Raw genomic sequence first — 24,915 nt, forward strand, 5'->3', positions numbered from 1 at the left:
GAGCCGCGGCGTCAGGCCTCCGCGGCCTTCCGCGCCCGGTAGGCGGCGACGTTCGCGCGGGTCCCGCACGTGCCGTCGCAGAACTTGCGCGACCGGTTCCTGCTGAGGTCGACGAGCAGGTCCTCGCAGTCCTCGCCGGCGCAGACCTTGAGCCGGTCGACCTCGTCGGCGCGGATGATGTCGACCAGCGCCATCCCGACCTCCACCCCGATCCGCCGGTCGAGCGGGGCGTCGTCGGACGTCGCGTGCACGTGCCAGCCGAACGCCCCGTGCCGCACGAGCCGGGGGAGTGCGCCGCCCTCCTCGAGCAGGGCGTTGGTCTCGGCGACGAGGTCGTCGTCGCGCAGCGACCACAGGTGCCGCAGGCGGGGCCGCAGCGCGCGGACGGCGTCCACCTCGGCGGAGGTCGAGGGGCGGCGGCCGGTCCACTCCCACCGGTCGAACCAGGCCTGCAGCGCGGCGAGGTCGGGGAGCTCCTCGCGGTCCTCGTCGCCCAGGCCCGGACCGGTGTTCGCGACGGCGGCGGCGTGCGCCAGCGTCACGTCCGTGTCATAGGTGAAAACCATCTTGACTCCTGACATCGTCGAGGACTACCGTCATGGGCAAAAGCATACTTCGGTCATTACATCCGGAGCGGGAACCGAGGAGGACGTCATGGTCGAGATGGTGCGCCGTCACCTGGGGCTGGGCCTGGTCGCCATGCTCCTGTCCTGCGCCGCCTTCGGGACCTCCGGGCCGTTCGCCAAGGCCCTGATGACGGCCGGCTGGACCCCCGGCGCCGTCGTCCTCACGCGCATCACCGGTGCCGCGGTCCTCCTCCTGCCGTTCACGCTGTGGGCCATGCGCGGCCGGTGGCGGCAGGTCGCCCACGAGATGCCCCGCGTCGCCCTCTACGGCACGCTCGCCGTCGCGGCCGCGCAGCTCGGCTACTTCCAGGCCGTCGCGCGGATGCCGGTGGGCGTCGCCCTGCTCATCGAGTACCTCGGCATCGTGCTCGTCGTGCTCTGGGTCTGGGCCCTCACCCGCGTCGCGCCGCACCGGCTCACCGGCGTCGGCATCGTCCTCGCCGTGGCCGGGCTCGCCCTCGTCCTCGACGTCACCGGGCAGTCGACCCCCAGCCTCGTCGGCGTCCTGTGGGGCCTGCTCGCGGCCACCGGCCTGGCCGGCCACTACGTGCTCGCCGGCCGGCCCACCCGAGTGCCCGCCACGGCCTTCGCCGGTCTCGGGCTCGCGGTCGGCGCGGTGTCGCTGGCCCTGCTCGGGCTCCTCGGCGTCCTCCCGATGCACCGCGGGGCGGGTCCGGTCCTCGTCGCGGGGTCGGAGATCCCCGCCTGGCTGGCGATCGCCGAGCTCGTCGTCGTCGCGGCCGCCCTCGCGTACGTCCTCGGGGTGCTCGGGGCGCGCCACCTCGGGTCGACCCTGTCCTCGTTCGTCGGCCTCACCGAGGTCCTGTTCGCCGTGCTCTTCGCGTGGCTCGTCCTCAGTGAGCTGCCCGGGCTGGTCCAGGTCGTCGGCGGTGTCGTCCTGCTCAGCGGGGTCGTCGCCGTGCGGCTCGGCGAGCGCGACGAGGCCCGGCGCGACGCGCGGGCCGTCGAGGCCGATTTCGACGTTCCCACGCCCGTCGCCTAGACTCGGGGGGTTGCCTCGGCGAGGGACGTCGCACCGCACACCGACGTGCGGTCTGGGCCGCCACGAGCGGTCCGACGCATCCGTGATCGACGCTGGCGAGCTGACGAGTCCTGCGAAGGCTCGCGGGTCGTCCCGCGAGCGGTCGGAATCGGTGCCGCGTCCCACGTCGAGGAGACCACCTCCCGACCACCCGCACCCCGCAGGAGACTCCCGTGTCCGACGCCATCAAGCTCGTCGCCGAGCCGCGCACCCAGTTCGGCAAGGGCGCCGCGCGCAAGATCCGCCGCGCCCACAAGATCCCCGCCGTCATGTACGGCCACGGCACCGCGCCCGTGCACATCACCCTCCCGGGCCACGACGCGATGCTCGCGCTCAAGCACAGCAACGCGCTGCTGACCATCGTCCTCGAGGGCGACGAGCAGCTCGCGCTCGCCAAGGACGTCCAGCGCGACCCGATCAAGCCCGTCATCGAGCACGTCGACCTCGTCGTCGTGAAGAAGGGCGAGAAGGTCACCGTCGACGTGCCCGTGCACGTCGAGGGCGAGGCCGCCCCCGAGACCGTCGTCACCACCGACCACTCGAGCCTGCAGCTCGAGGTCGAGGCGACGAACATCCCCGAGAACCTCGTCGTCAACGTCGAGGGACTCGAGGCCGGCACGCAGATCCTCGCCGGCGCCGTCGAGCTCCCCTCCGGTGCGGTGCTCGTCACCGACGCCGAGGCGCTCGTCGTCAACGTCACCGCGCAGGTCACCGCCGAGGCCCTCGAGGCCGAGCTCGCCGAGGCCGAGGCCGAGGCCGGCATCGAGCGCGAGGAGTCCGACGAGGAGGCCGCCGAGGGCGAGTCCGCCGAGGCCGCCGACGGCGGGTCCGCCGAGGCGTCCGACGGCGACAAGGCCTCCGACGAGGCCTGAGCCACCGGCTCACACCCGCAGCACCCACGCAGGGCCCGGTCCGTTCGCGGACCGGGCCCTCGTGCGTCCCGGCCCGCCGCGCCTCGATAGCCTTGGCCCCGTGACCGACTCCGGACCGTGGCTCGTCGTCGGGCTGGGCAACCCCGGCCCGGGCTACGCGGGCAACCGCCACAACGTCGGCGCCATGGTCGTCGACGAGCTGGCCCGACGCTCCGGCTCCTCGCTGCGCACCCACAAGGCGCGCGCCCACGCGGCCCAGGTCCGCCTGGGCACCGGCGCCGGTGGCGTCCCCGGGCCGGCGGCCGTCGTCGCCGTGCCCAGCTGCTACATGAACGAGTCGGGTGGCCCCGTCTCGGCGCTCCTGCGCTTCTTCTCGGTGCCCCACGAGCGGCTCGTCGTCGTCCACGACGAGCTCGACATCGACGCCGGTACGGTCCGCCTCAAGCGCGGTGGGGGCGAGGGCGGCCACAACGGCCTGCGCTCCATCAGCAGCTCGATCGGCACCAAGGACTACCACCGGGTGCGCGTCGGCATCGGCCGCCCGCCCGGCCGGATGGACGCGGCCGACTTCGTCCTGCGCGACTTCTCCTCCACCGAGAAGAAGGAGCTCCCCTTCCTCCTCGACGACGCCGCCGACGCGGTGGAGGCCCTCGTCGGCCTCGGCCTGCTCGACGCCCAGCAGCAGGTGCACGCCCCCCGCTGAGCCGGCCCGGGCCCGGTCCGGGCGCCGGGGACGCCGGGCGGGTCCCGGCGAACCGCCTTCGGCGCACCGGCCCCAGAGGTACCGTGGTTCCTCACGCCCATCGCAGGGAGAGGGACCCCGATGACGCTGCTCGACGCAGTGCGGATCATCCGACGTTTCTGGATGACCATCGCTGCCTGCGTGCTGCTCGCCGTCGGGCTCGCCGCGCTCTACGCCAACCAGCAGCCGCGGCTGTACGTCGCCAGTGCCGAGGCGTTCGTGTCGGTGGGGGGGTCCTCCCAGGTGGCCGAGGCCTCGGTGGGCAGCTCGGTCGCCGCGGCGAAGGCCAGCGCCTACGCGCGGCTGACCAAGAGCGGTGACGTGGCGGAGATCGTCATCCGGGAGCTCGGTCTCGCGGCGTCGCCCGGCGCGGTCAGCGGGAGCATCTCCTACGTCGTCGAGCCGGGCAGCCCGAGCATCCAGGTGAGCGTCACCTCGACCTCCCCCCAGCAGGCGACCGACATCGCCAACCAGGTCGTCGAGGCCACGGCCAAGGTCGCGTCGGAGATCGACAGCGGCGGCAAGGCCGACACCGGTGTCGTGCAGTTCATCCCCGTCACCACGGCCGTCCTGCCCACGGTCCCGAGCTCGCCGAACGTCAACCGCCTGCTCCTCATGGGCCTGGCCGCCGGGCTGGTCCTCGCCTACGGCGTCGTCATGCTCCGCCTGCGCCTCGACACGCGCATCCGCCACCCCGAGGACATCACGTCCCAGACCGAGCACGGCCTCATCGGCACCATCCCGCGCTCGCGCGACCTGCACTCGCGCCTGCACTCCGAGGACCTCCTGCGCGGCGCGGTCGGCGAGTCGCTGCGGCACCTGCGCACCAACCTGATGTTCGCCGACCCCGACAGCTCGCCGCGCTCGGTCGCGGTCACCAGCCCCCAGCCGGGCGAGGGCAAGTCCACGATCTCGGCCCTGCTGGCCCGGGCGCTCGCGGTCCGCGGCGAGGACGTCGTCCTCGTCGACGGTGACCTGCGCCGCCCCATGGTGGCCACCCTGTTCGACATCGACAGCGGCGTGGGCCTCACCCAGGTGCTGTCCGGCGCGGTGCCGCTCGACGAGGCGCTCGTCCCCACCGACACCCACGGCCTCCAGGTGCTCCCCGCCGGCCGCATCCCGCACAACCCCAGCGAGGTGGTCGGGTCCGAGCGGATGCGCGACCTCATCTCCGAGCTCGCCCGCGACCACCTCGTCGTCATCGACGCCCCGCCGGCGCTGCCGGTCACCGACGCGATGATCCTGGCCCAGCGGGTCGACGGGCTCATCGTCGTCACCCTCATGGGCAGCAGCCGCAAGGAGCACCTCAAGCGGGTCCTCCAGCTGGCCGTGGGCGTCAACGCGCGGATCTTCGGCATCGTCCTCAACGGCATCCCGCAGGGCCGCGCGGCCGGGGTCTACGGCTACGAGACCTACGGGTACGAGGCCGACGACCGCCGCTTCCGCCAGAAGAAGAACAAGAAGATGCGACGGCGCCTGGGGTCCGACCCGGCGTCCGAGGAGCCTGCTGCGGCGGGGCACGTCGACCCCGTCGTCGAGGACGAGCCCGAGCTCGAGACCGCGCCGCCCAAGCGCAAGCGCTGAGCCGGCCCCACCCCGGCAACCCTCGACCGGTGGCAGCGCCGGATGACGGGCCTGTCACCACCCGCGACTAGAGTTGTGGGGATGCCCTTGTTGTCCGTCCTGCGCTCCCGGGTCGCAGCCCTCCCCGGCACCGCGCGCCTGCGGGAGGCCCTCGCCACCCCCGCTGCCGAGGTCACCGCGGCCGCCCCGCCCGGTGCCCGTCCGGCGGTCCTCGCCGCCCTCGCGCCCGACGCCGGGTCCGGTCGCCCGCCCGTCCTGGCCGTCACCGCCACCGGCCGTGAGGCCGAGGACCTCCACGCCTCGCTCGAGGCCCTGCTCGGTGCGGGTTCCGTCGCGCACTTCCCGTCGTGGGAGACCCTCCCTCACGAGCGGCTCAGCCCGCGCAGCGACACCGTCGGCCAGCGCCTGTCCGTGCTGCGCCGCCTGGCCCACCCCGACGCCGAGGACACCGGCCACGGGCCCCTCTCCGTCGTCGTCGCGCCGGTGCGGGCGGTCCTCCAGCCGATCGCGAAGGGCCTGGGCGACCTGCGCCCGGTCGCGCTCCAGCAGGGCGACGAGACCCCGCTCGAGGAGGTCGTCGAGCGCCTCGCCGCCGCGGCCTACAGCCGCACCGACCTCGTCGAGCGCCGCGGCGAGTTCGCGGTGCGCGGCGGCATCCTCGACGTCTTCCCGCCCACCGAGGAGCACCCGCTGCGGCTGGAGTTCTGGGGCGACACCGTCGAGGAGGTCCGCTGGTTCAAGGTCGCCGACCAGCGCTCCCTCGAGGTCGCCGAGCACGGGCTGTGGGCCCCGCCGTGCCGCGAGCTCCTCCTCACCGACGCCGTCCGCGACCGTGCCGCGGCGCTCGCCGACGTCCTCCCCGGCGCCGTCGACCTGCTCGAGAAGCTGGCCCACGGCATCGCCGTCGAGGGGATGGAGTCGCTCGCTCCGGCCCTCGTCGACGGCATGGAGAGCCTCCTCGACGTCCTGCCCGAGGGCGCCGTCCTCGTCACCTGCGACCCCGAGCGGGTGCGCACCCGCGCCCACGACCTCGTCGCCACGAGCCAGGAGTTCCTCGAGGCCGGCTGGGCCAACGCCGCCAGCGGCAACGCGGTACCCATCGACCTCCAGGCCGTCCTCGGCACCGCCTCGTTCCGCACCATCGCCGAGCTGCGCGACCAGGCCCGCGACCTCGGCGTGCGCTGGCTCGACCTCACGCCCTTCACCGCCGACGAGCTCGACGACACCCTCGACCTCGGGCTCGAGGCGTCGCCGACCTTCCGCGGCAACACCGAGGAGGCCGTCGCCGAGCTGCAGCGGCTCGTCGCCGACGACTGGACCGTCCTCGTGGCCACCGAGGGCCCGGGCCTGGCCAAGCGCGTGGCGGAGGTCCTCGGCGAGCACGGGGTGGCCGCCCGGCTGGCCTCCGACGACACCGACCTCGAGACGTCCGTCGTCACCGTCACCGCCGGAGGGACCGGGCCCGGCTTCGTCGCCCTGGCCGAGCGGCTGGCGGTCCTCACCGAGTCCGACCTCACGGGCTCGGCAGGCGGCTCGGGGACCTCGACCAAGGACATGCGCAAGATGCCCTCGCGGCGGCGCAACCAGGTCGACCCGCTCCAGCTGCGCCCCGGCGACCACGTCGTCCACGAGCAGCACGGCGTCGGCAAGTTCGTCGAGATGGTGCAGCGCACCGTCGCCACGGCCACCCGCGAGTACCTCGTCCTCGAGTACGCCCCGTCCAAGCGCGGCCAACCCGGCGACCGCCTCTACGTCCCCACCGACCAGCTCGACCAGGTCACCCGCTACGTCGGCGGCGAGCAGCCCACCCTGAACAAGATGGGCGGCTCGGACTGGCACCAGACGAAGAGCAAGGCGAAGCGGTACGTCAAGCAGATCGCCGCCGAGCTGATCCGCCTGTACTCCGCGCGGATGGCGACCACCGGCCACGCGTTCGGCCCGGACACCCCGTGGCAGCGCGAGCTCGAGGACGCCTTCGCGCACGTCGAGACGCCCGACCAGCTGAGCACCATCGACGAGGTCAAGGCCGACATGGAGCGCCCCGTCCCGATGGACCGGCTGGTCTGCGGCGACGTCGGCTACGGCAAGACCGAGATCGCGGTGCGCGCGGCGTTCAAGGCGATCCAGGACGGCAAGCAGGTCGCCGTGCTGTGCCCCACGACGCTGCTCGTCCAGCAGCACGTCAACACCTTCGCCGAGCGGTACGCGGGCTTCCCCGTGGTCGTCAAGGCGCTGTCGCGGTTCCAGACCGACAAGGAGGCCAAGGCGGTCCTCGAGGGTCTGGCCGACGGCTCCCTCGACCTCGTCATCGGCACCCACCGCCTGCTGTCGAAGGAGGTCCGCTTCAAGGACCTCGGCCTCGTCGTCGTCGACGAGGAGCAGCGCTTCGGCGTCGAGCACAAGGAGCAGCTCAAGGCGCTGCGGACCTCCGTCGACGTCCTCGCGATGTCGGCCACACCCATCCCGCGCACGCTCGAGATGGCGGTCACCGGCATCCGCGAGATGTCGACCCTGCAGACCCCGCCCGAGGAGCGCCACCCCGTCCTCACCTACGTCGGCGCCTACGACGAGAAGACGCTGACCGCCGCCATCAAGCGCGAGCTGCTGCGCGAGGGCCAGGTCTTCTTCGTCCACAACAAGGTGTCCACGATCGAGAAGGCCGCCGCCCGCATCCGCGAGCTCGTCCCCGAGGCGCGGATCGCGGTGGCCCACGGGAAGATGGGCGAGCACCGGCTCGAGCAGGTCGTCCTCGACTTCTGGGAGAAGCGGTTCGACGTCCTCGTCTGCACGACGATCGTCGAGACCGGCCTGGACATCTCCAACGCCAACACCCTCATCGTCGAGCGCGCCGACCGGTTCGGCCTCTCGCAGCTGCACCAGCTGCGCGGGCGCGTCGGGCGTGGCCGCGAGCGGGCCTACTCGTACTTCCTCTACCCGCCGGAGACCCCGCTCACCGAGCTGGCGCTCGACCGGCTGCAGACCATCGCGAGCCACACCGACCTCGGGTCGGGCATGCAGGTCGCGATGAAGGACCTCGAGATCCGCGGTGCGGGCAACCTGCTCGGCGGCGAGCAGTCCGGGCACATCGCCGGGGTCGGGTTCGACCTCTACGTGCGGCTCGTGGGGGAGGCCGTGGCGAGCTTCCGCGGCGACGCCGACGAGGCGCCGGCCGAGATCAAGATCGAGCTCCCCGTCGACGCGCACCTCCCGCACGACTACGTCCCGCACGAGCGGCTGCGCCTGGAGATGTACAAGAAGCTCGCGGCCGTGGTCGACGAGGCGCAGCTCGCCGAGATCGAGGCCGAGCTCGTCGACCGCTATGGCGCGCTGCCCGAGCCGGTGCGCAACCTCGTCGAGGTGGCGCGGCTGCGCACGGTGGCGCGGGCCGCCGGCATCGCCGACATCTCGGTGCAGGGCAACCACGTCCGCTTCGGCCCGGTCGAGCTGCGCGAGAGCCAGCAGCTGCGGCTGAACCGGCTCTACCCGCGCTCCATCGTCAAGCCCGCGCTGAACACCATCCTCGTCCCGAAGCCGATGACCCGGCCGGTCGCCGGCCACCCCCTGCGCGACCGCGAGGTCCTCGTGTGGGCTGGTGACGTCATCGGCGCGGTCGTCGTGGACAATGTGGGGCAGGCCGCCCGGGTGGCCACCGCCGGTGCCTGATGCCGGTGCCTCGACCCGACTGGAAGGACCTCCCGTGACCACCTCCGCTCGCCGTTCGATGGCGGTGCTCGCCCTCGGTGCCGCGCTCGCGACCACGGGGTGCGGTGTGGGCTCCGCCGACCGCGCCGCCACCGTCGACGGGACGGTCATCACCGAGACCGAGGTCCAGACCTCCACGCGCGAGCTCAACGCGCTCAAGCCCACCCCGTTCGAGAAGCCCCTGACGACCACGGCGACCCTCGGGTACCTGCTGCAGGCCCAGCCGCTCATCGACGAGGTGGGCGCCAAGGGTGTCGTCATCTCCGAGTCGGTCGCGAGCGCGCTGGCGACCCAGCTCGGGCTGAAGGACCCCAGCGACGGCACGATCCTCATCATCCGCAGCCTCGCCGCGCAGAGCAGCGCCGCCGGCGACGGCAAGTGGACCGACGCCGACCAGGCCGCGCTCGTGGCCAAGCAGGAGTCGCGCGTCGTCACCGTCAACCCGCGCTACGGCCGGTTCGACCCCAAGACGGCGACGATCACCGCCGTCCGGCCGAGCTGGATCACCTCCACCGCCGCCCCGCAGTGACCCCCGGCCGGCTCGGGCTCCTCCTCACCTCGCCCCGGGTCGCCCCCGGCCTGCTCTCCCACGGCGCGTGGGATGCCGTCGCGCAGGCCGGTGTCCGCCTCGCGCGCTCGCTCGACGAACCGTTGGCCGAGGCCGTCGACGAGTCGGGCTTCTCCGTGGAGGAGGTCGGTGACGCCTCGCCACCCGAGCTGGCCCGCCGCCTCGTCGACCTCGCCGCGTCCGTGTCGGTCGTCTGGCTGGGGTCCTCGGACGGCGATCCCGGGCTCGCCGACGCCATCGCCTCGGAGGTGTCGCGGTTCGAGTCCCCGCCCGACGTCGAGGTCGTCGTCGGGTCGTGGGACGTCCAGGGAGGGAGGTTGCTCGACGTCGTCGCGACGATGGACCGGCTGCGCTCGCCGGACGGGTGCCCTTGGGACGCCGAGCAGACGCACGCCTCGCTCGCGCCGTACCTCGTCGAGGAGACGCACGAGGTGCTCCACGCCATCGAGGCCGGAGACCCGCGGCACCTGGCCGAGGAGCTCGGCGACGTGCTGCTCCAGGTCGTCTTCCACGCCCGCGTGGCCGAGGGCGCGGGGGAGGGCGCGTTCGACATCGACACGGTCGCCGGGCTGCTCGTCGAGAAGCTGGTCCGCCGCCACCCGCACGTCTTCTCCGACGGCGACGCCTCCACCCCGGCCGAGGTCGAGCAGGAGTGGGAGCGGATCAAGGCGCAGGAGAAGGCAGCCGGCGGCGGCTCGGCGTACGACGACGACCTCCTCCACGGCATCGCCCCCACGCTGCCGCCGCCCCTGGCCGCCGAGAAGGTGCTGGCCAGGGTGCGCCGCCGCTCGCTGATCCCGGATGCCGCGGCGCTGGCCGAGCTCGAGGCCGCCCGGTCCGCGCTCGCCGAGGCCGAGGAGCGGGTCCGCGCCGCCGTCGGGTCCGTCGCGCGTTCCGCCATCGCCGGTCCCTAGTTGCTTTGTAAGTGCAAGTGCGCTTAACATCTGCAATGTGAAGGTGACGACGAGGGAACGCGAGATCGTGGCGCTGCTGCGCGCCGAGCCCCTGCTCGACGCCACCGGCCTCGCGGAGCGGCTCGGCTCCACCCGCGCGGCCGTCTCGGTGCACCTGAGCAACCTCACCCGCAAGGGCCTGCTCCTCGGCCGCGGCTACATCGTGCGGGCCGAGGCCGACTCGGTCGTCGTCGTCGGGGGAGCGGTCCTCGACTCGAAGGTCCGCACCGCGGTCGCGCCGGTGCTCGGCACGAGCAACCCCGGCACCTCGTCCTCCACGGTCGGTGGGGTCGGCCGCAACATCGCCGAGAACCTCGCGCGGCTGGGCAGCCCCACCGTCCTCGTGGCCGCGGTCGGCGACGACCTCGCGGGGCGCACGGTGGTCGCGCGCACCGAGGCCGCGGGCGTCGAGTGCCGCCACGTGGTCACCTCGCCCCACCCCACGGGCACGTACGCCGCCGTCCTCGACGACGGGGGCGACCTCCTCGTCGCCGTCGCCGACATGCGCGCCACCGACGAGCTCACCGTCTCCGACCTCGAGGTCGTTCCCTCCCTGCTCGCCGGGGCCGAGGCGCTCGTCGTCGACGCCAACCTCGGCGCCACGGTCATCCGCTGGCTGCTGAGCGCCGCCGCCGAGGCCGGCATCCCCGGGGTGTTCGAGCCGGTGTCGGTCGCCAAGGCCACCGAGGCCGCGGGCGTCTTCGACGGCTCCGTGCCGGTCCACACCGTCACCCCGAACGTCGACGAGCTCGCGGCACTGGTGGGCGCGCCGGTGGCCGGCGACGTCGACGCCGTCGTGGCCGCGGCCGGCGTGCTCCACGACCGGGGCGTCGAGCACGTCTGGGTTCGCCGGGGCACCCGAGGCAGCCTCCTCTCCATCGCCCCCCGCCCGACGCAGGACGACCCCGCGCCGGCCCGCCGCGTCGTCCTCGTCGCCGCCCCCGAGGCGACGGTCGAGGACGTCACCGGTGCCGGTGACTCGATGACGGCCGGCTACGTCCACGCCCTCCTGTCCGGGGAGGACGTGGTGGAGGCCGCGCGCTTCGGCCAGGCCCTCGCCGCCCTCACCGTCGCCTCGCCCGAGACGGTCCGCCCGGACCTCACCGCCGCCCTCGTCGCGGCCCACCTGACCCCCGACAGCCCGTCCACCGAGGAGCTCCACCCATGACCGCCGCCGTCACCACCCCCCACCCGATGCTCGCCGTCGCCCCCCAGGTCCGCGAGGCCCTCGCCGCCGGCCGCCCCGTCGTCGCCCTGGAGTCGACGATCATCAGCCACGGGATGCCCTACCCCCAGAACGTCGCCATGGCCCGCGAGGTCGAGCAGATCGTCCGCGACGGCGGTGCGGTCCCCGCGACCATCGCCATCCTCGACGGCCGCCCCACCGTGGGCCTGTCCGACGAGCAGCTCGAGATGTTCGGCCAGGACACCGGCATCCGCAAGGTGAGCGTGCGCGACCTCGCGCACGTCGTCGCCACCGGCGTGCACGGCGCGACGACCGTCGCGAGCACGATGCGCATCGCCGCGCTCGCCGGCATCCGGCTGTTCGTCACCGGCGGGCTCGGTGGCGTGCACCAGGGCGCCGAGAGCTCGATGGACGTCTCCGCCGACCTCACCGAGCTCTCCCGCACCGAGGTCGCGGTCGTGTCCGCCGGCGTGAAGTCGATCCTCGACATCGGTCGCACCCTCGAGGTCCTCGAGACCCTCGAGGTGCCGGTGGTCGGCTACGGCACCGACGAGTTCCCGTCGTTCTTCTCCCGGTCCAGCGGGCTGGCCGTGCCGATGCGCGTCGACACCCCGGAGGAGGCGGCGCGGCTCATGCGCGCGTCGTTCGACCTCGGGGTCGGCACCGGCATCTCGATCGCCAACCCCGTTCCCGCGGAGGACGAGATGGCGCGCGACGACATCGACGGCGTCATCGCCAGGGCGCTCGCCGAGTGCGCGGAGCAGGGCGTGACCGGCAAGGACATCACCCCCTTCCTCCTCGGGCGGCTCGTCGAGCTGTCGGAGGGCCGGTCCCTGGAGACCAACCTCGCGCTGGTGCGCAACAACGCCCGCGTCGGGACCGCCATCGCCGTGGCCTTCGCGGCCCTCTGACGGCGGCAGGGCGAGGGGGAGGGACACCGGCCCAAGTCGCGGCCAAGGACGGCCCAAGCGGGTGCCGGGAGCGTGGACGCACCATCCACCTCCCGAAAGAGGCACCATCATGCGCACCACCTACCGCGTCCTCGCCGCCCTCGTCTGCGTCCTCGTCGCCTTCCAGGCCGCCTTCCACGTGTGGGCCATGTCGGGCATGGGCGTGTGGATCGACGACGGCGGGGTGCTCGACAAGGCCACCGGAGACGCCATCGGCGCGGGTGAGCAGCCCTGGCCCGAGCTGACCGGCATGATCCTGCACGGGATGTCGGGCATGTTCGTCATCCCCGTGGTGGCGTTGTCGCTCCTCGTCGTCGCGCTCGTCGCCCGCTTCCCAGGGGCGGTGCCGCGGGCCGTGCTCGTGCTGGGGCTCGTCGTCGCCCAGGTGACCCTCGGCCTGCTCGGCCACTCGATGCCGTGGCTCGGCTTCCTCCACGGCATCAACGCCCTCATGCTGTTCACCGCGGCCTTCACCGCGCAGCGCCACGCCGCCCGCGGGACGGCCGCCGCCGCGCCCGTCCGCGAGGTCGTCGGTGCGCACCGCTAGGCGCCTGGCCGGACCGGTCGCCGCCGTCGTCCTCGTGGCAGCGGTGGCGACCTGGTGGGGGTCGAGCCTGCTCCCCGGAAGCTACGCCGTCACCTCGATGGGCGTGGCCGACCCGGGCCGACCCGAGGCCGATGCGGCCGTCCTCGCCCGGCTGCGCGCCGCCGAGCACGGCACCAGGGGCCACGGCGCCCACGCCGGGGCGGCCGCCACCGTCCCCGTCGACCGGCTGCGCACCGACCGGGCGGCCACCCCCGACGTGCGGGTCGACCTCGCGGCGGGCGAGGGGCGGGTCGTGCTCGCCGACGGGCGCGAGGTCCGGGGCTACACGGTGAACGGCACCTCGCCCGGTCCGACCGTCGAGGCCGAGGCGGGCCAGCTCGTCGAGGTGGTGCTGCGCAACGTCGACGTCGAGGGCGGTGTCACCCTGCACTGGCACGGGATGGACGTCCCGAACGCCGAGGACGGTGTCGCCGGGGTCACCCAGGACGCGGTCCGGCCCGGGGGCACCCACACCTACCGCTGGCGCATGCCGACCGGCGGCACGTACTGGTACCACTCGCACCAGGTCTCGCACGACCAGGTCGTCGGCGGCCTCCTCGGCGCCGTGGTGGTCCGCCAGGCGGTGCCGACGACCGACGTCGACACCGTCGCCCTCGTGCACACCTATGCCGGCCGGCGCACCATCGGTGGCCGCTCCGGCGACACCCGCCTCGACCTCGCGCCCGGCCGCACCGCGCGCATCCGGCTCGTCAACACCGACAACGGGGCCACCACGGCGTGGGTCGACGGCGGTCGGTACCGCGTGCTGGCCGTCGACGGCACCGACCTGAACGGCCCCACGCCGGTGGAGGGTCGCGGCGTCGAGGTGGCCGCCGGGGGACGGGTCGACCTCGAGGTCACCGCGCCCGCCGACGGCTCGGCCCTGCGGGTGTCCCTCCCGGGGGCCGGCGTCGTCGTCGGCCCCGTCGGGTCGGCCGCTCCCGCCCCGACCCGGCCGCCCGTCGATCGGGTCGACCTGCTCCGGTACGGCTCGCCCGAAGCGCTCGGCGCGCTCGGTGGCGCCCCGGACCGGGTGTTCGAGTATGCGATCGGGCGGCGGTTCGGCATCGTCGACGGCCGCCCCGGTGGCCAGTGGACGGTCAACGGCAGGCTCTTCCCGGACGTGCCGATGTTCATGGTCACGACCGGCGACGTGGTCCGCATGCGCATCTCCAACAACAGCGGCGAGGTGCACCCGATGCACCTGCACGGCCACCACGTCGTCGTCCTCTCCCGCGACGGCGTCGCGTCGACCGGCAGCCCGTGGGTCGTCGACTCCCTCACGGTCGAGGACGGGCACCGGTACGAGGTCGCCTTCGTCGCCGACAACCCCGGCATCTGGACCGACCACTGCCACAACCTGCCCCACGCCGCGGAGGGGCTCATGGCCCACCTGATGTACGAGGGGGTGACGACGCCGTACCGCCTCGGCCGCGACACGGCGAACCACCCGGACTGACGGCGCCCGACCCCTGTCTGACCTGCGTCGTCGCTGGCTAGGGTGGGCCCTCGTGAGGGTCCGCGTCCTGGGGAGCACCGTCGTCGACGGCCCGGGCGGCCCCGTGCCCCTCGCGGCGCGCAAGCCGCGCAGCATCCTCGCGGCGCTCGCGCTGGCGCCACGCTCGACGACGAGCGCCGATCGCCTGGTCGACCTCGTCTGGGGCGACGAGCCCCCGGCCGGGGCGCACGGCACGCTGCACGCCTACATCTCCGGGCTGCGCCGCGTCCTCGAACCCGACCTCGCGCCGCGGGCCAGACCCACCGTCCTCGTCACCACCGACGACGGTTACCGCCTCGAGGTCGACCCGTCCGACGTCGACGCCGTCGCCTTCACCCGCGAGGTCCGGGCCCGGCACTCGGCGCTCGCCCCGCTGTGGTCGCAGCTGACCACCGGTCCCGGGGCGTCGTGGCCCACGCGGGCGGAGGTGGCGGCGCACGTCGAGGCGCTGGAGGAGTCCCTGCGCACCTGGTCCGGAACCGCCTACGCCGACCTCGGCGACCACCCGGCAGTCCTCGCCGACCGGGCGGCCCTCGACGAGCTGCGCGCCACGGCCGAGGAGGACACGGCGCTCGGGCTGCTGGCGGTGGGTGAGCACGCGGCGGTGCTCGCCGCGACCGAGCAGGCGGCCGGGCGCCACCCGCTGCGCGAGCGGACCCGCTCCCTCCAGGCCCTCGCCCTCGTGCGCACCGGCCGCCAGGTCGAGGCGCTGGAGGTCCTGCGCGGCTACCGCGAGCTGCTCGCCGACGAGCTCGGCCTCGACCCCGGACCGGAGGTCCGCGCCCTCGAGGAGGCGGTGCTCCGGCAGGACCCCGCGCTCTCGCACTGGCTCCGGCCCGACGCCCCACCTGCTCCGGTGACGACACCCCCGACCGGCACCGTCGTGGATGCCGCCGCCTCCACGCCGTCGGTGCCCTCGGGCAGCTGGGGGACGGTCGGGCGCGACGCCGAGCACGCCCTCGTCGCCGACGTCCTCGCGTCGACGGCGGCCGGGGCTCCCGGCGCGGTCCTCGTCGTCGGCGACCCCGGCAGCGGCAAGACGCGCCTCGTCGACGACGCGCTCGCCACCGCCGGCGACCTCGGCTTCACGACGGCGGTCGGGCGCTGCTCGCAGGACGACGGCGCCCCGCCGCTCTGGCCGTGGTTCGCCCTCCTCGACGGCCTGGGCCTCGACCGCCCCGCCGAGCTCGACCGCGAGCCCGAGGACGGCGGCGACGCGGCGGGGGCCGAACGGGCGTTCAGCGTGCAGGACGCCCTCGCCCGGGCCGTGCGTCGCCGGGCCGAGGACGACCCCGTCCTCCTCGTCGTCGAGGACCTCCACTGGGCCGACACCCGCACCCTGCGCGCGCTCGTCCACCTCGTCACCACCCTCGGGCCCCGCGACCGGGTGGCCGTCGTCGCGACGAGGAGGGCCCGGCCGCAGCCCACCGGCGCGCTGGCCGACCTCGGCGTGGCCCTCGCCCGGCACGGGGCCCGCACGGTCGAGCTCTCCGGCCTCGCCGTCGAGGACGCCCGCACCCTCGTCGCGGCCGTCACCGGGTCCGGGGCGGCCGCGGCCCGGGTCGACCAGTGGTGCGAGAGCACCGGCGGCAACCCGTTCTTCCTCGTCGAGCTGGCCCGGCTCGCGGCCTCCACGGCCGGGTGGCGCGGTGAGGTGCCGGAGTCGGTGCAGACCGTGCTCGCCCGCCGGCTCGACGACCTCCCCGACCCCACCCGCGAGGCCCTCCTCGTCTCGGCGGCGCTGGGGCGCGAGCACTCCCCGCTGCTGCTCGCCCACGTCGGCGGGTGGTCACCCGACGAGGTCGCCGACCGCCTCGAGGCGGCGCAGGAGCAGGGCATCGTCCACCAGCGCGACGACGGCCGGCTCGTGTTCGAGCACGCCCTGACCCGCGACGCCGTCCTCGCCGCCGCGTCCCCGGCCCGGGTCTCCCGGGCCCACGCCCGCATCGCCCACGCCCTGGAGTCCCTGCCCCGGGGGGCCGTGGCCCCGGCCGAGCGCGCCTTCGACCTCGCGCACCACTGGCTGGCCGCCGGTCCCGTGCACGCGCCCCAGGCGTGGCGTGCCGCTGCCACCGCGGCCGCCGAGGCGCGGCGCGACTTCGCCAACGTCGAGGCCACCGACCTCTACCGGGCCGCCCTCGACGCCCACGCCCTCGACCCCGCCGGTACCCGCGAGGAGCGCTACGACCTGCTCCTGTCCTTCACCGAGGCCGCGGCGTGGGCGGCGCAGTGGCGCCCGGTCGTCGACGCCGTCATCGAGGCCGTGGCCCTGGCCCGGGCCGACGAGGACCCCGAGCGGATGGCGCGCGCCGCCACCTCCCTGACCCGGTACTCCGCCTGGCTGCCCCAGGAGCACGACGAGGTGCACGAGGACCTCGTGGACGACCTCCGCTGGGCGCTGCGCGGGCTGGACCACCACGACTCGACGACGCGGTGCATCCTCATGCTCGCCCTCGCGGTCCAGCTGTACTACCGCCGCGGTTCCGAACCGGAGGTCGAGGCCCTCGTCGACGAGGGCCTCGCCGCGGCCCGGCGGCTGGGCGACCCCGGGTTGCGCGCGTGGGCGGCGCGCACCGGGTGGCTGGCCCTGTGGCGGGTCGAGCACCTCGACCGGCGCCGCGCCCTCGCCCACGAGGAGCTCGGAGCCGCGCGCGACTCCGGCGACGAGGCCGCCCTCGCCCTCGCCCACGTCGCCCTCGCCGGGACCGCCCTCGAGGACGGCGACCGCGAGACCTGGCTCGAGCACTCCGCCGCGGCCGACGACATCGCCCGCCGACGCCGGCTCACCTACGTCGAGTTCGTCCTCCACTTCGTCCGCCTGAGCCTCACGGTGCTCGAGGGCGACGACGAGGGGGCCGCCGCCCACACGGAGGCGATGCGGACCCTGGGCGAGCAGAGCCTCACCCCGGCGAAGGAGTGGACCGAGTTCGGGATCAGCTACCTGCTCGCCCTCTGGGACCCCGTGGCCCGCGCGGCCGTCCTGCCGCAGATGCTGCACTACTTCGCCCAGACGCCCGACGACTTCGTGCGCTCCCCGGTCATCCAGCTGCTGGCTCTCGACGGGGAGGTCGACCGCCTCCGGGTCGAGCTCGACCGCGCGCCCCTCGTCCCCATGGTCGACAACTGGTACGTCGTGTCCGAGGCCGCCGGGCGCGTCGAGGCCGCCGCCCTCGTCGGCGACACCGACCTCGCCCGGACCGCCGTGACGGTGCTCCAACGGGCCGAGGGGCGGTTCGTCGTGTCCGGCATCTCGACCGTCTACGGACCGGTCGACGGCTACCTCGCCCTCGGTCACGCCCTCCTCGGTGACGTCGGGCGGGCCACCGCGCTCGCCGACGCCGCCGAGCGGCTGGCCACGGTCTGGGCGGAGACGACGTACCTGGCCTGGCTCGCGGAGCGCCGGCGGCGACACGCGTTCTGAGCCACGCACCCCCTCAGAGGACGCCGCCGTCCCCGTGGTGGAACGCAGCGGCCTCGGACCGCTCGAAGCGCCGACGCATCAGCGCGTGGAGGACGCGGTACGGCGTCCCCGCCAGGGCGAACATCGCCTCCCGTGCCTCGGCCGGCAGGCCGTGCATCGCCCAGCCGATGACGAAGCCGATGTCGCGGGCCGGGTACGACTTCCCGATCGCCTTCTCCACGGCCGTGAAGGTGTCGGTCGGCATGACTCGCTGGACCATCGGGAGGACGACCGTCTCCTCGTGGCGCAGATGCTCACCGAGGACCTCGCGCAGCCCGGCGAGCCGGATCTCGAGGGCGTGCCGGTGCTCCTCGCACGGGTGCTCGACGACGGCGGCGAGCGCCGCGCGGGACGCGGTGAGGAGAGGGTCGATGTCGGCGTGCTCCTCGGACATCGCCCGGACCTCCTCGAGGTCGGCGTCGGTGCCACGCGCCTCGACGGCGGTGAGCAGAGCAGGCCAGTAGTGCGTGTCCTCGGCCGTGTGGTGGTGGTGGAGCACCGAGGCGAAGCGGTCCCAGCGGTGCAGCAGCGCCGACCAGGTCGCGGTGTCACCGAGCGGGGTCGCGCGTGCCGACGACGCGAACGCGGCGAGGTCGCGGCGGAAGGCGTGGTGCATGACGTACATGCCGGTGTGGTCGTTCGGGCCCTCGGCCACGTGGGTCTGGCCGGGGAGCTCGAGCTGGGGACGGGCGGGGTGGGTCGTGCTGGTCACGGGTGCCTCCGGTGTGCGGTGGTCGGTCTCGGCCCGGTGCGGCCGCTCACGTCACACCGTGCGGGTGCGCGCTTGGGGCCGGCTTGGGTCGCGATGCCCAAGGCCGGCGCAAGCCCGACGCGTGAGAGTCCTCGACGACACACCCCGCCGAGCCGAAGGAGCCGTCCGTGTCCACTCCCCGCCCCCACCCCCTCGAGGGCGACGCCGCCCCGACCGTCCTCGTCCTCGGGTCCACCGGACTCATGGGCCGCGAGGTCGTCCGCGCCCTGCGGGCCCGCGGTGTCGAGCCACGCGTCCTCGTCCGCGACCCGGCCCGGCTCGCGTCCGCCGACGGCCTCGACGTCCGCGTCGGCGACCTGCGCGACCGGGACTCCCTGGCCGCAGCCGTCGCCGGCGTCGACGTCGTCTTCCACATCTCCCCGCACGAGGCCGACGAGGTCGAGCTGACCCGCACGGTCATCGACGTCTGCGAGGAGGAGGGTGCTCGCCTGGTGTTCTCCGGCATCCACATCTTCGGGCGCACCGCCCTCGCCGGCTGGGCGATGCGGCTGTTGTACGGACGCCTGCTCCCGCGGTACCGCGGGAAGATCGCCATCGGACGGATGGTCGAGCGCTCGGCCACCGACGCCGTCATCCTCACCCCGGGCAACTTCATGCAGAACGACGAGGTCCTCCTCGACGTCATCCGCGGCGGGGAGTTCGTGCACCCGACGCACCCGAAGGGGCTCAACCGCGTCGACCTGCGCGACGTCGGTGAGGCGGCGGCGCGCGTGCTGCTCGACCCGGCCTTCCCGTCGGGCTCCTACTCCCTCGTCGGGCCGCGCTCGCTGACCGGGCCGGAGTGCGCGCAGGTGTGGGCCGATGCGCTGGGGCACCCGGTGCGGTACGTCGGGGACGACGACGCCGCCCTGGAGGCCGCCCTCACGCGGCACCTGTCCGGTCACCGCCGTGACGACTGGATCTCGTCCTTCAAGAAGCTGCGCGGCTTCGCCGTCACCGCCTCGGCCGCCGAGCTCGCCGACACCGAGATGCTGCTGGGTCGTCCCCCGACCGACTTCGTCGACTTCGTGGCCCGCGTCGTCGCGGAGCACGCGGCGGACGTCGTCCGGCCGGTCTGAGGACGGGCGGTCCGGGGGGTGGGTCGGTCGGGAGGATGCCGCGCGCCGGGGACTACCCTCGGAGGCGATCCCTTTCCGCCCCACCCCCAGGAGTACGGCGTGGCCACCATCGAGGCAGTAGGCGCGCGCGAGATCCTCGACTCGCGCGGCAACCCCACCGTCGAGGTCGAGGTCGCCCTCGACGACGGCACCCTGGCCCGGGCGGCCGTCCCCAGCGGCGCCTCCACCGGCGCCTTCGAGGCCGTGGAGCGCCGTGACGGCGACAAGAACCGCTACCTCGGCAAGGGCGTGCAGAAGGCCGTCGACGCCGTCATCGAGGAGCTCGGGCCCAAGCTGCTCGGCTTCGAGGCCAGCGAGCAGCGGCTCGTCGACGCCGAGATGCTCGCCGTCGACGGCAGCGCCAACAAGGAGAAGATCGGCGCCAACGCCATCCTCGGCGTCTCGCTCGCCGTGGCCCGTGCGGCCGCCGACTCCGCCGACCTCCCCCTGTTCCGCTACGTCGGTGGCCCCAACGCGCACGTCCTGCCCGTGCCGATGATGAACATCCTCAACGGGGGGTCGCACGCCGACTCCAACGTCGACATCCAGGAGTTCATGATCGCGCCGATCGGCGCCGACACCTTCCGCGAGGCGCTGCGCTGGGGGACCGAGGTCTACCACGCGCTCAAGGGCGTGCTGAAGGAGAAGGGCCTGGCCACCGGTCTCGGCGACGAGGGCGGCTTCGCCCCCAACCTGCCGAGCAACCGCGCCGCGCTGGACCTCATCCTCGAGGCCATCGACAAGGCCGGGTACACCGCAGGCGAGCAGATCGCCCTGGCCCTCGACGTCGCGGCGTCGGAGTTCCACGAGGACGGCACCTACACCTTCGAGGGCGGGTCCAAGACCTCCGCCGAGATGATCGACTACTACGCCGACCTCGTCGCCTCCTACCCGCTCGTCTCCATCGAGGACCCGCTCGACGAGTCCGACTGGGACGGCTGGAAGGCGATGACCGACCGCCTCGGCACGCAGGTGCAGCTCGTCGGCGACGACCTCTTCGTCACCAACCCCGAGCGCCTGGCCCGCGGCATCGAGACCGGCACCGCGAACGCGCTCCTGGTGAAGGTCAACCAGATCGGCTCGCTCACCGAGACCCTCGACGCCGTCGAGCTCGCGCAGCGCAACGGCTACCGCTGCATGATGAGCCACCGCTCGGGCGAGACCGAGGACACGACGATCGCCGACCTCGCCGTCGCCACGAACTGCGGCCAGATCAAGACCGGCGCCCCGGCGCGGTCCGAGCGCGTCGCCAAGTACAACCAGCTCCTGCGCATCGAGGAGGAGCTCGACGACGCCGCGGTCTACGCCGGCGCCGGCGCGTTCCCGCGCTTCACCAACCGCCAGCAGGGCTGAGCGAGAGGCTGATCCGACCGATGGCCACCACCGGGCGTTCGCGCGGACCGGCGTCGCGACCCCCGCGGCGACCGTCCGCCGGCCGCGCGCGCCCGGCGGCCAAGGTCGCGTCGGCCACCCCCAAGGTGGCCGGCGCCGCCCGCAGCGGATGGCGCGGCCGGCTCACCTCGGCGGCCACCGACCGGCGAACCCGGCGCGGGGTCGTCCTGCTGTCCATCGTCGCGTTCCTCATGGTGCTGCTCGGGTCCACCGTGGCGGCCTACGTGGGCCAGCGGCAGGACATCGCCGCGCTGCGCGAGCGGGTGGCCACCCAGGAGGCCGACGTCTCGGCCCTGGAGGCCGAGCGCGAGCGCTGGCGCGACCCGGCCTACGTCGAGCAGCAGGCCCGCCAGCGGCTGAAGTTCGTCAAGCCGGGCGAGCGGTCGTACACGGTCCTCGACGCCGCCCCCTCCGCCGGTACGGCCGACCCCGTGGCCGTCCTCGCGAACGACACCGCCCCCACCCTGCCCTGGTACCAGGCGGTGTGGGAGTCCACGCGCACCGCCGACGCCCCGGGCGCCCGCCGGTGAGCGGACGTCCCGACCTGCCGCCCGTCGCGCAGGCCGACCTCGACGCCGTCACCCGCCAGCTCGGGCGACCGGTGCGCGGGGTCGCCGAGGTCGGGCACCGGTGTCCCTGTGGGGAACCCGACGTCGTGCGCACCGAACCGCGTCTCCCCGACGGGACCCCGTTCCCCACGTCCTTCTACGCCACGTGCCCGCGCCTCACCGGTGCGCTCTCGACGCTCGAGAGCCAGGGCGTCATGCGCGAGATGAGCGAGCGGCTCGAGGAGGACGACGACCTCGCGGCCTCCTACCGGGCCGCGCACGACGACTACCTGCGCCGCCGCGGTGAGCTCGGGGCCGTGCCCGAGGTCGAGGGGATCTCGGCCGGCGGAATGCCGACGCGCGTGAAGTGCCTGCACGTCCTCGCCGCGCACTCGCTCGGTGCCGGGCCGGGGGTCAACCCGCTCGGTGACGAGGCGCTGGCGATGCTCGAGCCGTGGTGGGAGAACCACCCGTGCTCGGCGGACGCGCCCCCGGCCGTCCCGGAGGGCGACGCGTGAGCCACCCCCGGGTGGCGGCGGTCGACTGCGGCACCAACAGCATCCGCCTGCTCGTGGCCGACGTCGACGACGACGGCCGGCTCGTCGACGTCGTGCGGCGCACCGAGGTGGTCCGGCTCGGGCAGGGCATCGACCGCACCGGTGTCATCGCCTCCGACGCGATGGAGCGCACCCTCGCCATGAGCCGCGAGTACGCGGACGTGTGCCGGCGCACCGGCGCCGAGCGGGTCCGGTTCGTCGCCACCTCGGCGTCGCGCGACGCCCGCAACGCGGGGGAGTTCGTCGAGGGGGTGCGGGCGGCGTTCGGCGACCTCGACGTCTCCCCGGAGGTCGTCGTCGGCGACACCGAGGCGCGGCTGTCGTTCACCGGCGCGACGGGCGACCTGCGGGCCCTCGGACTGCCCGGCCCCTATCTCGTCGTCGACCTCGGCGGCGGCTCCACCGAGCTGGTCCGCGGCACCACCGACGTCGAGGCCGGGCGCTCGGTCGACGTCGGCTGCGTCCGGATGACCGAGCGGCACCTGCGCTCCGACCCTCCGACGGGAGCCGAGGTCGAGGGGGCGCGCGCTGACGTCCGCGCCGCGCTCGACGAGGTCGAGGCGGTCGTGCCGCTCGACGGGGTCCGGGTCGTCGTGGGGCTGGCCGGCTCCATCACCACGGTCACGGCCCGCGCCCTCGACCTCCCGCGCTACGACCCCGAGCGCATCCACCTGGCGCGGGTGCCGGCGGCCGAGCACCTCGCCGCCTGCCACGAGCTGCTCTCGATGTCGCGCGACGACCGGGCCGCGCTGCCGTACATGCACCCGGGGCGCGTCGACGTCATCGGGGCCGGGGCGCTGGTCTGGGCCGAGGTGCTGGGGCGCGTCCTCGACCGTTCGCCGCAGGCCGAGGTCGTCACGAGCGAGCACGACATCCTCGACGGCATCGCCCTCTCCCTCCTCTGACGCGCCCGGGTCCTTCCGCGTTGAGTGCGGAAACGGCTGCCCTGGCGGCCACTTCCGCACTCACGGCCGCCGGGATCCGGTCGCGCGTGCTCAGGTGGCTGCCCTGACGGCCACCTCGGCACACGCCGCGACATCACCCGCGAGGGGGAAGCGACACGCGGGCGGTGGTGTGGTTGCTGCGGTAATACGGACTGCGCGGTAGTGTGCGGTCCACAACAACGGACAGCGTGGTGGGAAGAAGGTGGGGCCGGTGGACGGCACACAGCTGGTCAAGGGGGTGCTCGACCTCGCGGTGCTCGCGGTCGTCGCCCGGGAGGACGGGTACGGCTACGACGTCGTGCGACGGCTCCGGGCGGCGGGGCTGGAGGAGGTGGGCGACGCCTCGGTCTACGGGACGCTGCGGCGCCTGTACTCCGCCGGCGCGCTCACCTCGTACGTCGTGCCGTCCGACGAGGGGCCGCACCGCAAGTACTACGGCATCAACGCCCAGGGCCGCACGGTCCTGGAGACGCAGGGCAAGACGTGGGCGGCCTTCGCCCAGACGATGGACGGTCTGCTGGACCAGGCGGGAGTGCGGTCATGAACGACACCACGGTCATCGGCGGCGCGGGCACGGCCGACGACGTCACCGACTACGTCGGCGCCGTGCGCGCCTGGCTCTCCGACCTGCCCCCGGAGGAGGTCGACGACCTCACCGCGGGGATGGAGGCCGACCTCGCCGAGCGGGCCGCCGAGTCGGGCGACCGCCTCGGTGACCTCCTCGGCCAGCCCGAGGCCTACGCCGCCGAGCTGCGCAGCGCGGCCGGGCTCCCACCGCGGTCCGCCGTCGCCGCCGGGGGTGGCTCGCGCCCGGGCGCCTTCGCCGAGGCCGCTGCCGCCTTCCGTGCCAACGGTGACCGCGCCATGGTGCGCTGGCCCTGGCTGCGTGACCTCCGCCCGGTCTGGTGGGTGGCCCGTGGTGTCGCGATCGGTGGCACGGCTGCCGCGGTGACGGGCTCCGGTCGCCTCCTGCTACCCACGATCGGCGCCGCCCTGTCCTTCTGGCTCGGCCGGACCCTCGCCGCCCGCGAGGCCGGCCGTGGATCTGGCGCCTGGCTCCCGCTCGTCAACGTCGTGGCCGCCTTCGCCCTGCTCCCCGTGGCGGTGTGGCTGCTGGCTCTCAACACCGTGTACGTCGACGACGGGGTCCCGGTCTCGGACACCGGGGTGTGGGTCAGCGGTGGGATGGCGAGCAACCTCTACGTCTACGACGCCGCCGGCAACCGGGTCGACGGCGCGCGGGTGTTCGACTCCTCGGGGCGCCCCCTCTCCCTCGACCCCACGGTGGTCTCCCTCCCTGACGGCGAGGACACCAACGGGCAGGTGTGGCCGCCCGACCCCGCAACCCTGTCGGTCTTCCCCCTGCGAACGGGGGACCGTGACCCCTGGTCCGGACAGGACCAGCCGTGGGCGCCGCCGAGCGCCATCCCGCCGCTGCTCCTCCAGCCCTCGGCGCAGCCGGTGCCCTCGGCGTCGGCCTCCCCGGAGCCGAGCGCGTCCTCGAGCGTCGAGCCCACCCCGAGCCCGAGCGGGAGCGTGGCGCCGACCCCCACTCCCACGCCCACCCCCTAGGCGACGCCCCGCGGTGCCCGCTACGGGGCAGTCAGGGTCGTGATCGCGACCCTTACTGCGCGGTAGCGCGACCCGAGGGTGCTGCTGGAGGCGTTGCGGAGGGGGCGGACGGGGGTGGGGCCACGGGATACCGTGGCCCCGCCCCCGTGGCCCAACTGGCAGAGGCAGGCGCCTTAAAAGCGCCACAGGTGCGGGTTCGAATCCCGTCGGGGGCGCCACCCCCACCCGGTCGAGGCGACACCGGACCGTCCAGGGGTCGTGTTC

At 74.4% G+C, this 24,915-nt stretch carries 21 protein-coding genes and 1 tRNA gene; 20 read left to right on the forward strand and 2 right to left on the reverse strand.

Annotated elements, in window-relative coordinates; genetic code table 11:
* Nucleotides 1-11 precede the first annotated feature (11 nt).
* Nucleotides 12-566: a CGNR zinc finger domain-containing protein gene (locus ACFLFB_RS04670; RefSeq protein ID WP_392544540.1), complete on the reverse strand. Its 555-nt coding sequence runs from the start codon at nt 564-566 to the stop codon at nt 12-14.
* Between the two features lie 88 nt (nt 567-654).
* Here ACFLFB_RS04670 and ACFLFB_RS04675 point away from each other — a divergent pair, with 88 nt between their 5' ends.
* From ACFLFB_RS04675 to ACFLFB_RS04730, 12 genes are all read left to right on the forward strand, one after another.
* On the forward strand, nt 655-1,629 hold the full coding sequence (locus ACFLFB_RS04675; protein ID WP_392544541.1) for a DMT family transporter: 975 nt from the start codon (nt 655-657) through the stop codon (nt 1,627-1,629).
* Between the two features lie 212 nt (nt 1,630-1,841).
* The gene (locus ACFLFB_RS04680) at nt 1,842-2,540 is read left to right on the forward strand and encodes a 50S ribosomal protein L25/general stress protein Ctc (protein WP_392544542.1); all 699 of its coding nucleotides are present in this window, start codon (nt 1,842-1,844) and stop codon (nt 2,538-2,540) included.
* A gap of 100 nt (nt 2,541-2,640) precedes the next feature.
* The gene (pth, locus tag ACFLFB_RS04685; RefSeq protein WP_392544543.1) at nt 2,641-3,243 is read left to right on the forward strand and encodes an aminoacyl-tRNA hydrolase; all 603 of its coding nucleotides are present in this window, start codon (nt 2,641-2,643) and stop codon (nt 3,241-3,243) included.
* Nucleotides 3,244-3,363: 120 nt separating this feature from the next.
* Nucleotides 3,364-4,866, forward strand: coding sequence for a polysaccharide biosynthesis tyrosine autokinase (locus ACFLFB_RS04690; protein WP_392544544.1), 1,503 nt, complete (start codon nt 3,364-3,366; stop codon nt 4,864-4,866).
* Between the two features lie 81 nt (nt 4,867-4,947).
* Entirely contained in the window at nt 4,948-8,529 is a 3,582-nt protein-coding gene (mfd, locus tag ACFLFB_RS04695) for a transcription-repair coupling factor (protein ID WP_392544545.1), read from the forward strand.
* Between the two features lie 34 nt (nt 8,530-8,563).
* A complete protein-coding gene (locus ACFLFB_RS04700; protein ID WP_392544546.1) occupies nt 8,564-9,097 on the forward strand; it encodes a hypothetical protein in 534 nt (177 codons plus the stop codon).
* Nucleotides 9,094-10,050: a MazG family protein gene (locus tag ACFLFB_RS04705; RefSeq protein ID WP_392544547.1), complete on the forward strand. Its 957-nt coding sequence runs from the start codon at nt 9,094-9,096 to the stop codon at nt 10,048-10,050. Before ACFLFB_RS04700 ends, ACFLFB_RS04705 begins: the two co-directional genes overlap by 4 nt.
* Nucleotides 10,051-10,087: 37 nt before the next feature.
* The gene (locus ACFLFB_RS04710) at nt 10,088-11,257 is read left to right on the forward strand and encodes a PfkB family carbohydrate kinase (RefSeq protein WP_392544548.1); all 1,170 of its coding nucleotides are present in this window, start codon (nt 10,088-10,090) and stop codon (nt 11,255-11,257) included.
* Complete coding sequence (locus tag ACFLFB_RS04715) at nt 11,254-12,186, forward strand: pseudouridine-5'-phosphate glycosidase (RefSeq protein WP_392544549.1); 933 nt, start codon at nt 11,254-11,256, stop codon at nt 12,184-12,186. Before ACFLFB_RS04710 ends, ACFLFB_RS04715 begins: the two co-directional genes overlap by 4 nt.
* Before the next feature lie 109 nt (nt 12,187-12,295).
* On the forward strand, nt 12,296-12,772 hold the full coding sequence (locus ACFLFB_RS04720; protein ID WP_392544550.1) for a hypothetical protein: 477 nt from the start codon (nt 12,296-12,298) through the stop codon (nt 12,770-12,772).
* A complete protein-coding gene (locus ACFLFB_RS04725; RefSeq protein ID WP_392544551.1) occupies nt 12,759-14,270 on the forward strand; it encodes a multicopper oxidase family protein in 1,512 nt (503 codons plus the stop codon). The genes ACFLFB_RS04720 and ACFLFB_RS04725 overlap by 14 nt, the downstream gene beginning before the upstream one ends.
* A gap of 52 nt (nt 14,271-14,322) precedes the next feature.
* Nucleotides 14,323-17,730: a BTAD domain-containing putative transcriptional regulator gene (locus ACFLFB_RS04730; RefSeq protein WP_392544552.1), complete on the forward strand. Its 3,408-nt coding sequence runs from the start codon at nt 14,323-14,325 to the stop codon at nt 17,728-17,730.
* Between the two features lie 13 nt (nt 17,731-17,743).
* Here ACFLFB_RS04730 and ACFLFB_RS04735 read toward each other — a convergent pair whose 3' ends face one another.
* Nucleotides 17,744-18,481, reverse strand: a complete 738-nt coding sequence (locus ACFLFB_RS04735) for a hemerythrin domain-containing protein (protein WP_392544553.1) — start codon at nt 18,479-18,481, stop codon at nt 17,744-17,746.
* Nucleotides 18,482-18,648: 167 nt separating this feature from the next.
* On the opposite strand from ACFLFB_RS04735, the gene ACFLFB_RS04740 reads away from it, so the two are divergent.
* The 8 genes from ACFLFB_RS04740 to ACFLFB_RS04775 all read left to right on the forward strand — a co-directional run bounded on the left by ACFLFB_RS04740 (nt 18,649) and on the right by ACFLFB_RS04775 (nt 24,869).
* Nucleotides 18,649-19,599: an SDR family oxidoreductase gene (locus ACFLFB_RS04740; RefSeq protein WP_392544554.1), complete on the forward strand. Its 951-nt coding sequence runs from the start codon at nt 18,649-18,651 to the stop codon at nt 19,597-19,599.
* A gap of 99 nt (nt 19,600-19,698) precedes the next feature.
* Nucleotides 19,699-20,991, forward strand: a complete 1,293-nt coding sequence (eno, locus tag ACFLFB_RS04745) for a phosphopyruvate hydratase (protein WP_392544555.1) — start codon at nt 19,699-19,701, stop codon at nt 20,989-20,991.
* 20 nt (nt 20,992-21,011) lie between these two features.
* Nucleotides 21,012-21,560: a septum formation initiator family protein gene (locus tag ACFLFB_RS04750; protein ID WP_392544556.1), complete on the forward strand. Its 549-nt coding sequence runs from the start codon at nt 21,012-21,014 to the stop codon at nt 21,558-21,560.
* Complete coding sequence (locus tag ACFLFB_RS04755; RefSeq protein ID WP_392544557.1) at nt 21,557-22,096, forward strand: DUF501 domain-containing protein; 540 nt, start codon at nt 21,557-21,559, stop codon at nt 22,094-22,096. The genes ACFLFB_RS04750 and ACFLFB_RS04755 overlap by 4 nt, the downstream gene beginning before the upstream one ends.
* The gene (locus ACFLFB_RS04760) at nt 22,093-23,040 is read left to right on the forward strand and encodes an exopolyphosphatase (protein WP_392544558.1); all 948 of its coding nucleotides are present in this window, start codon (nt 22,093-22,095) and stop codon (nt 23,038-23,040) included. Before ACFLFB_RS04755 ends, ACFLFB_RS04760 begins: the two co-directional genes overlap by 4 nt.
* 250 nt (nt 23,041-23,290) lie before the next feature.
* On the forward strand, nt 23,291-23,623 hold the full coding sequence (locus ACFLFB_RS04765) for a PadR family transcriptional regulator (RefSeq protein WP_392544559.1): 333 nt from the start codon (nt 23,291-23,293) through the stop codon (nt 23,621-23,623).
* Nucleotides 23,620-24,651, forward strand: a complete 1,032-nt coding sequence (locus ACFLFB_RS04770; protein ID WP_392544560.1) for an HAAS signaling domain-containing protein — start codon at nt 23,620-23,622, stop codon at nt 24,649-24,651. The genes ACFLFB_RS04765 and ACFLFB_RS04770 overlap by 4 nt, the downstream gene beginning before the upstream one ends.
* Before the next feature lie 140 nt (nt 24,652-24,791).
* Nucleotides 24,792-24,869 (forward strand) — tRNA-Leu (locus ACFLFB_RS04775).
* The last annotated feature ends 46 nt before the right edge of the window (nt 24,870-24,915 follow it).

The sequence above is a fragment of the Oryzobacter telluris genome, from assembly GCF_043099285.1.
GTDB classification, from domain to species: Bacteria; Actinomycetota; Actinomycetes; order Actinomycetales; family Dermatophilaceae; genus Oryzobacter; species Oryzobacter telluris.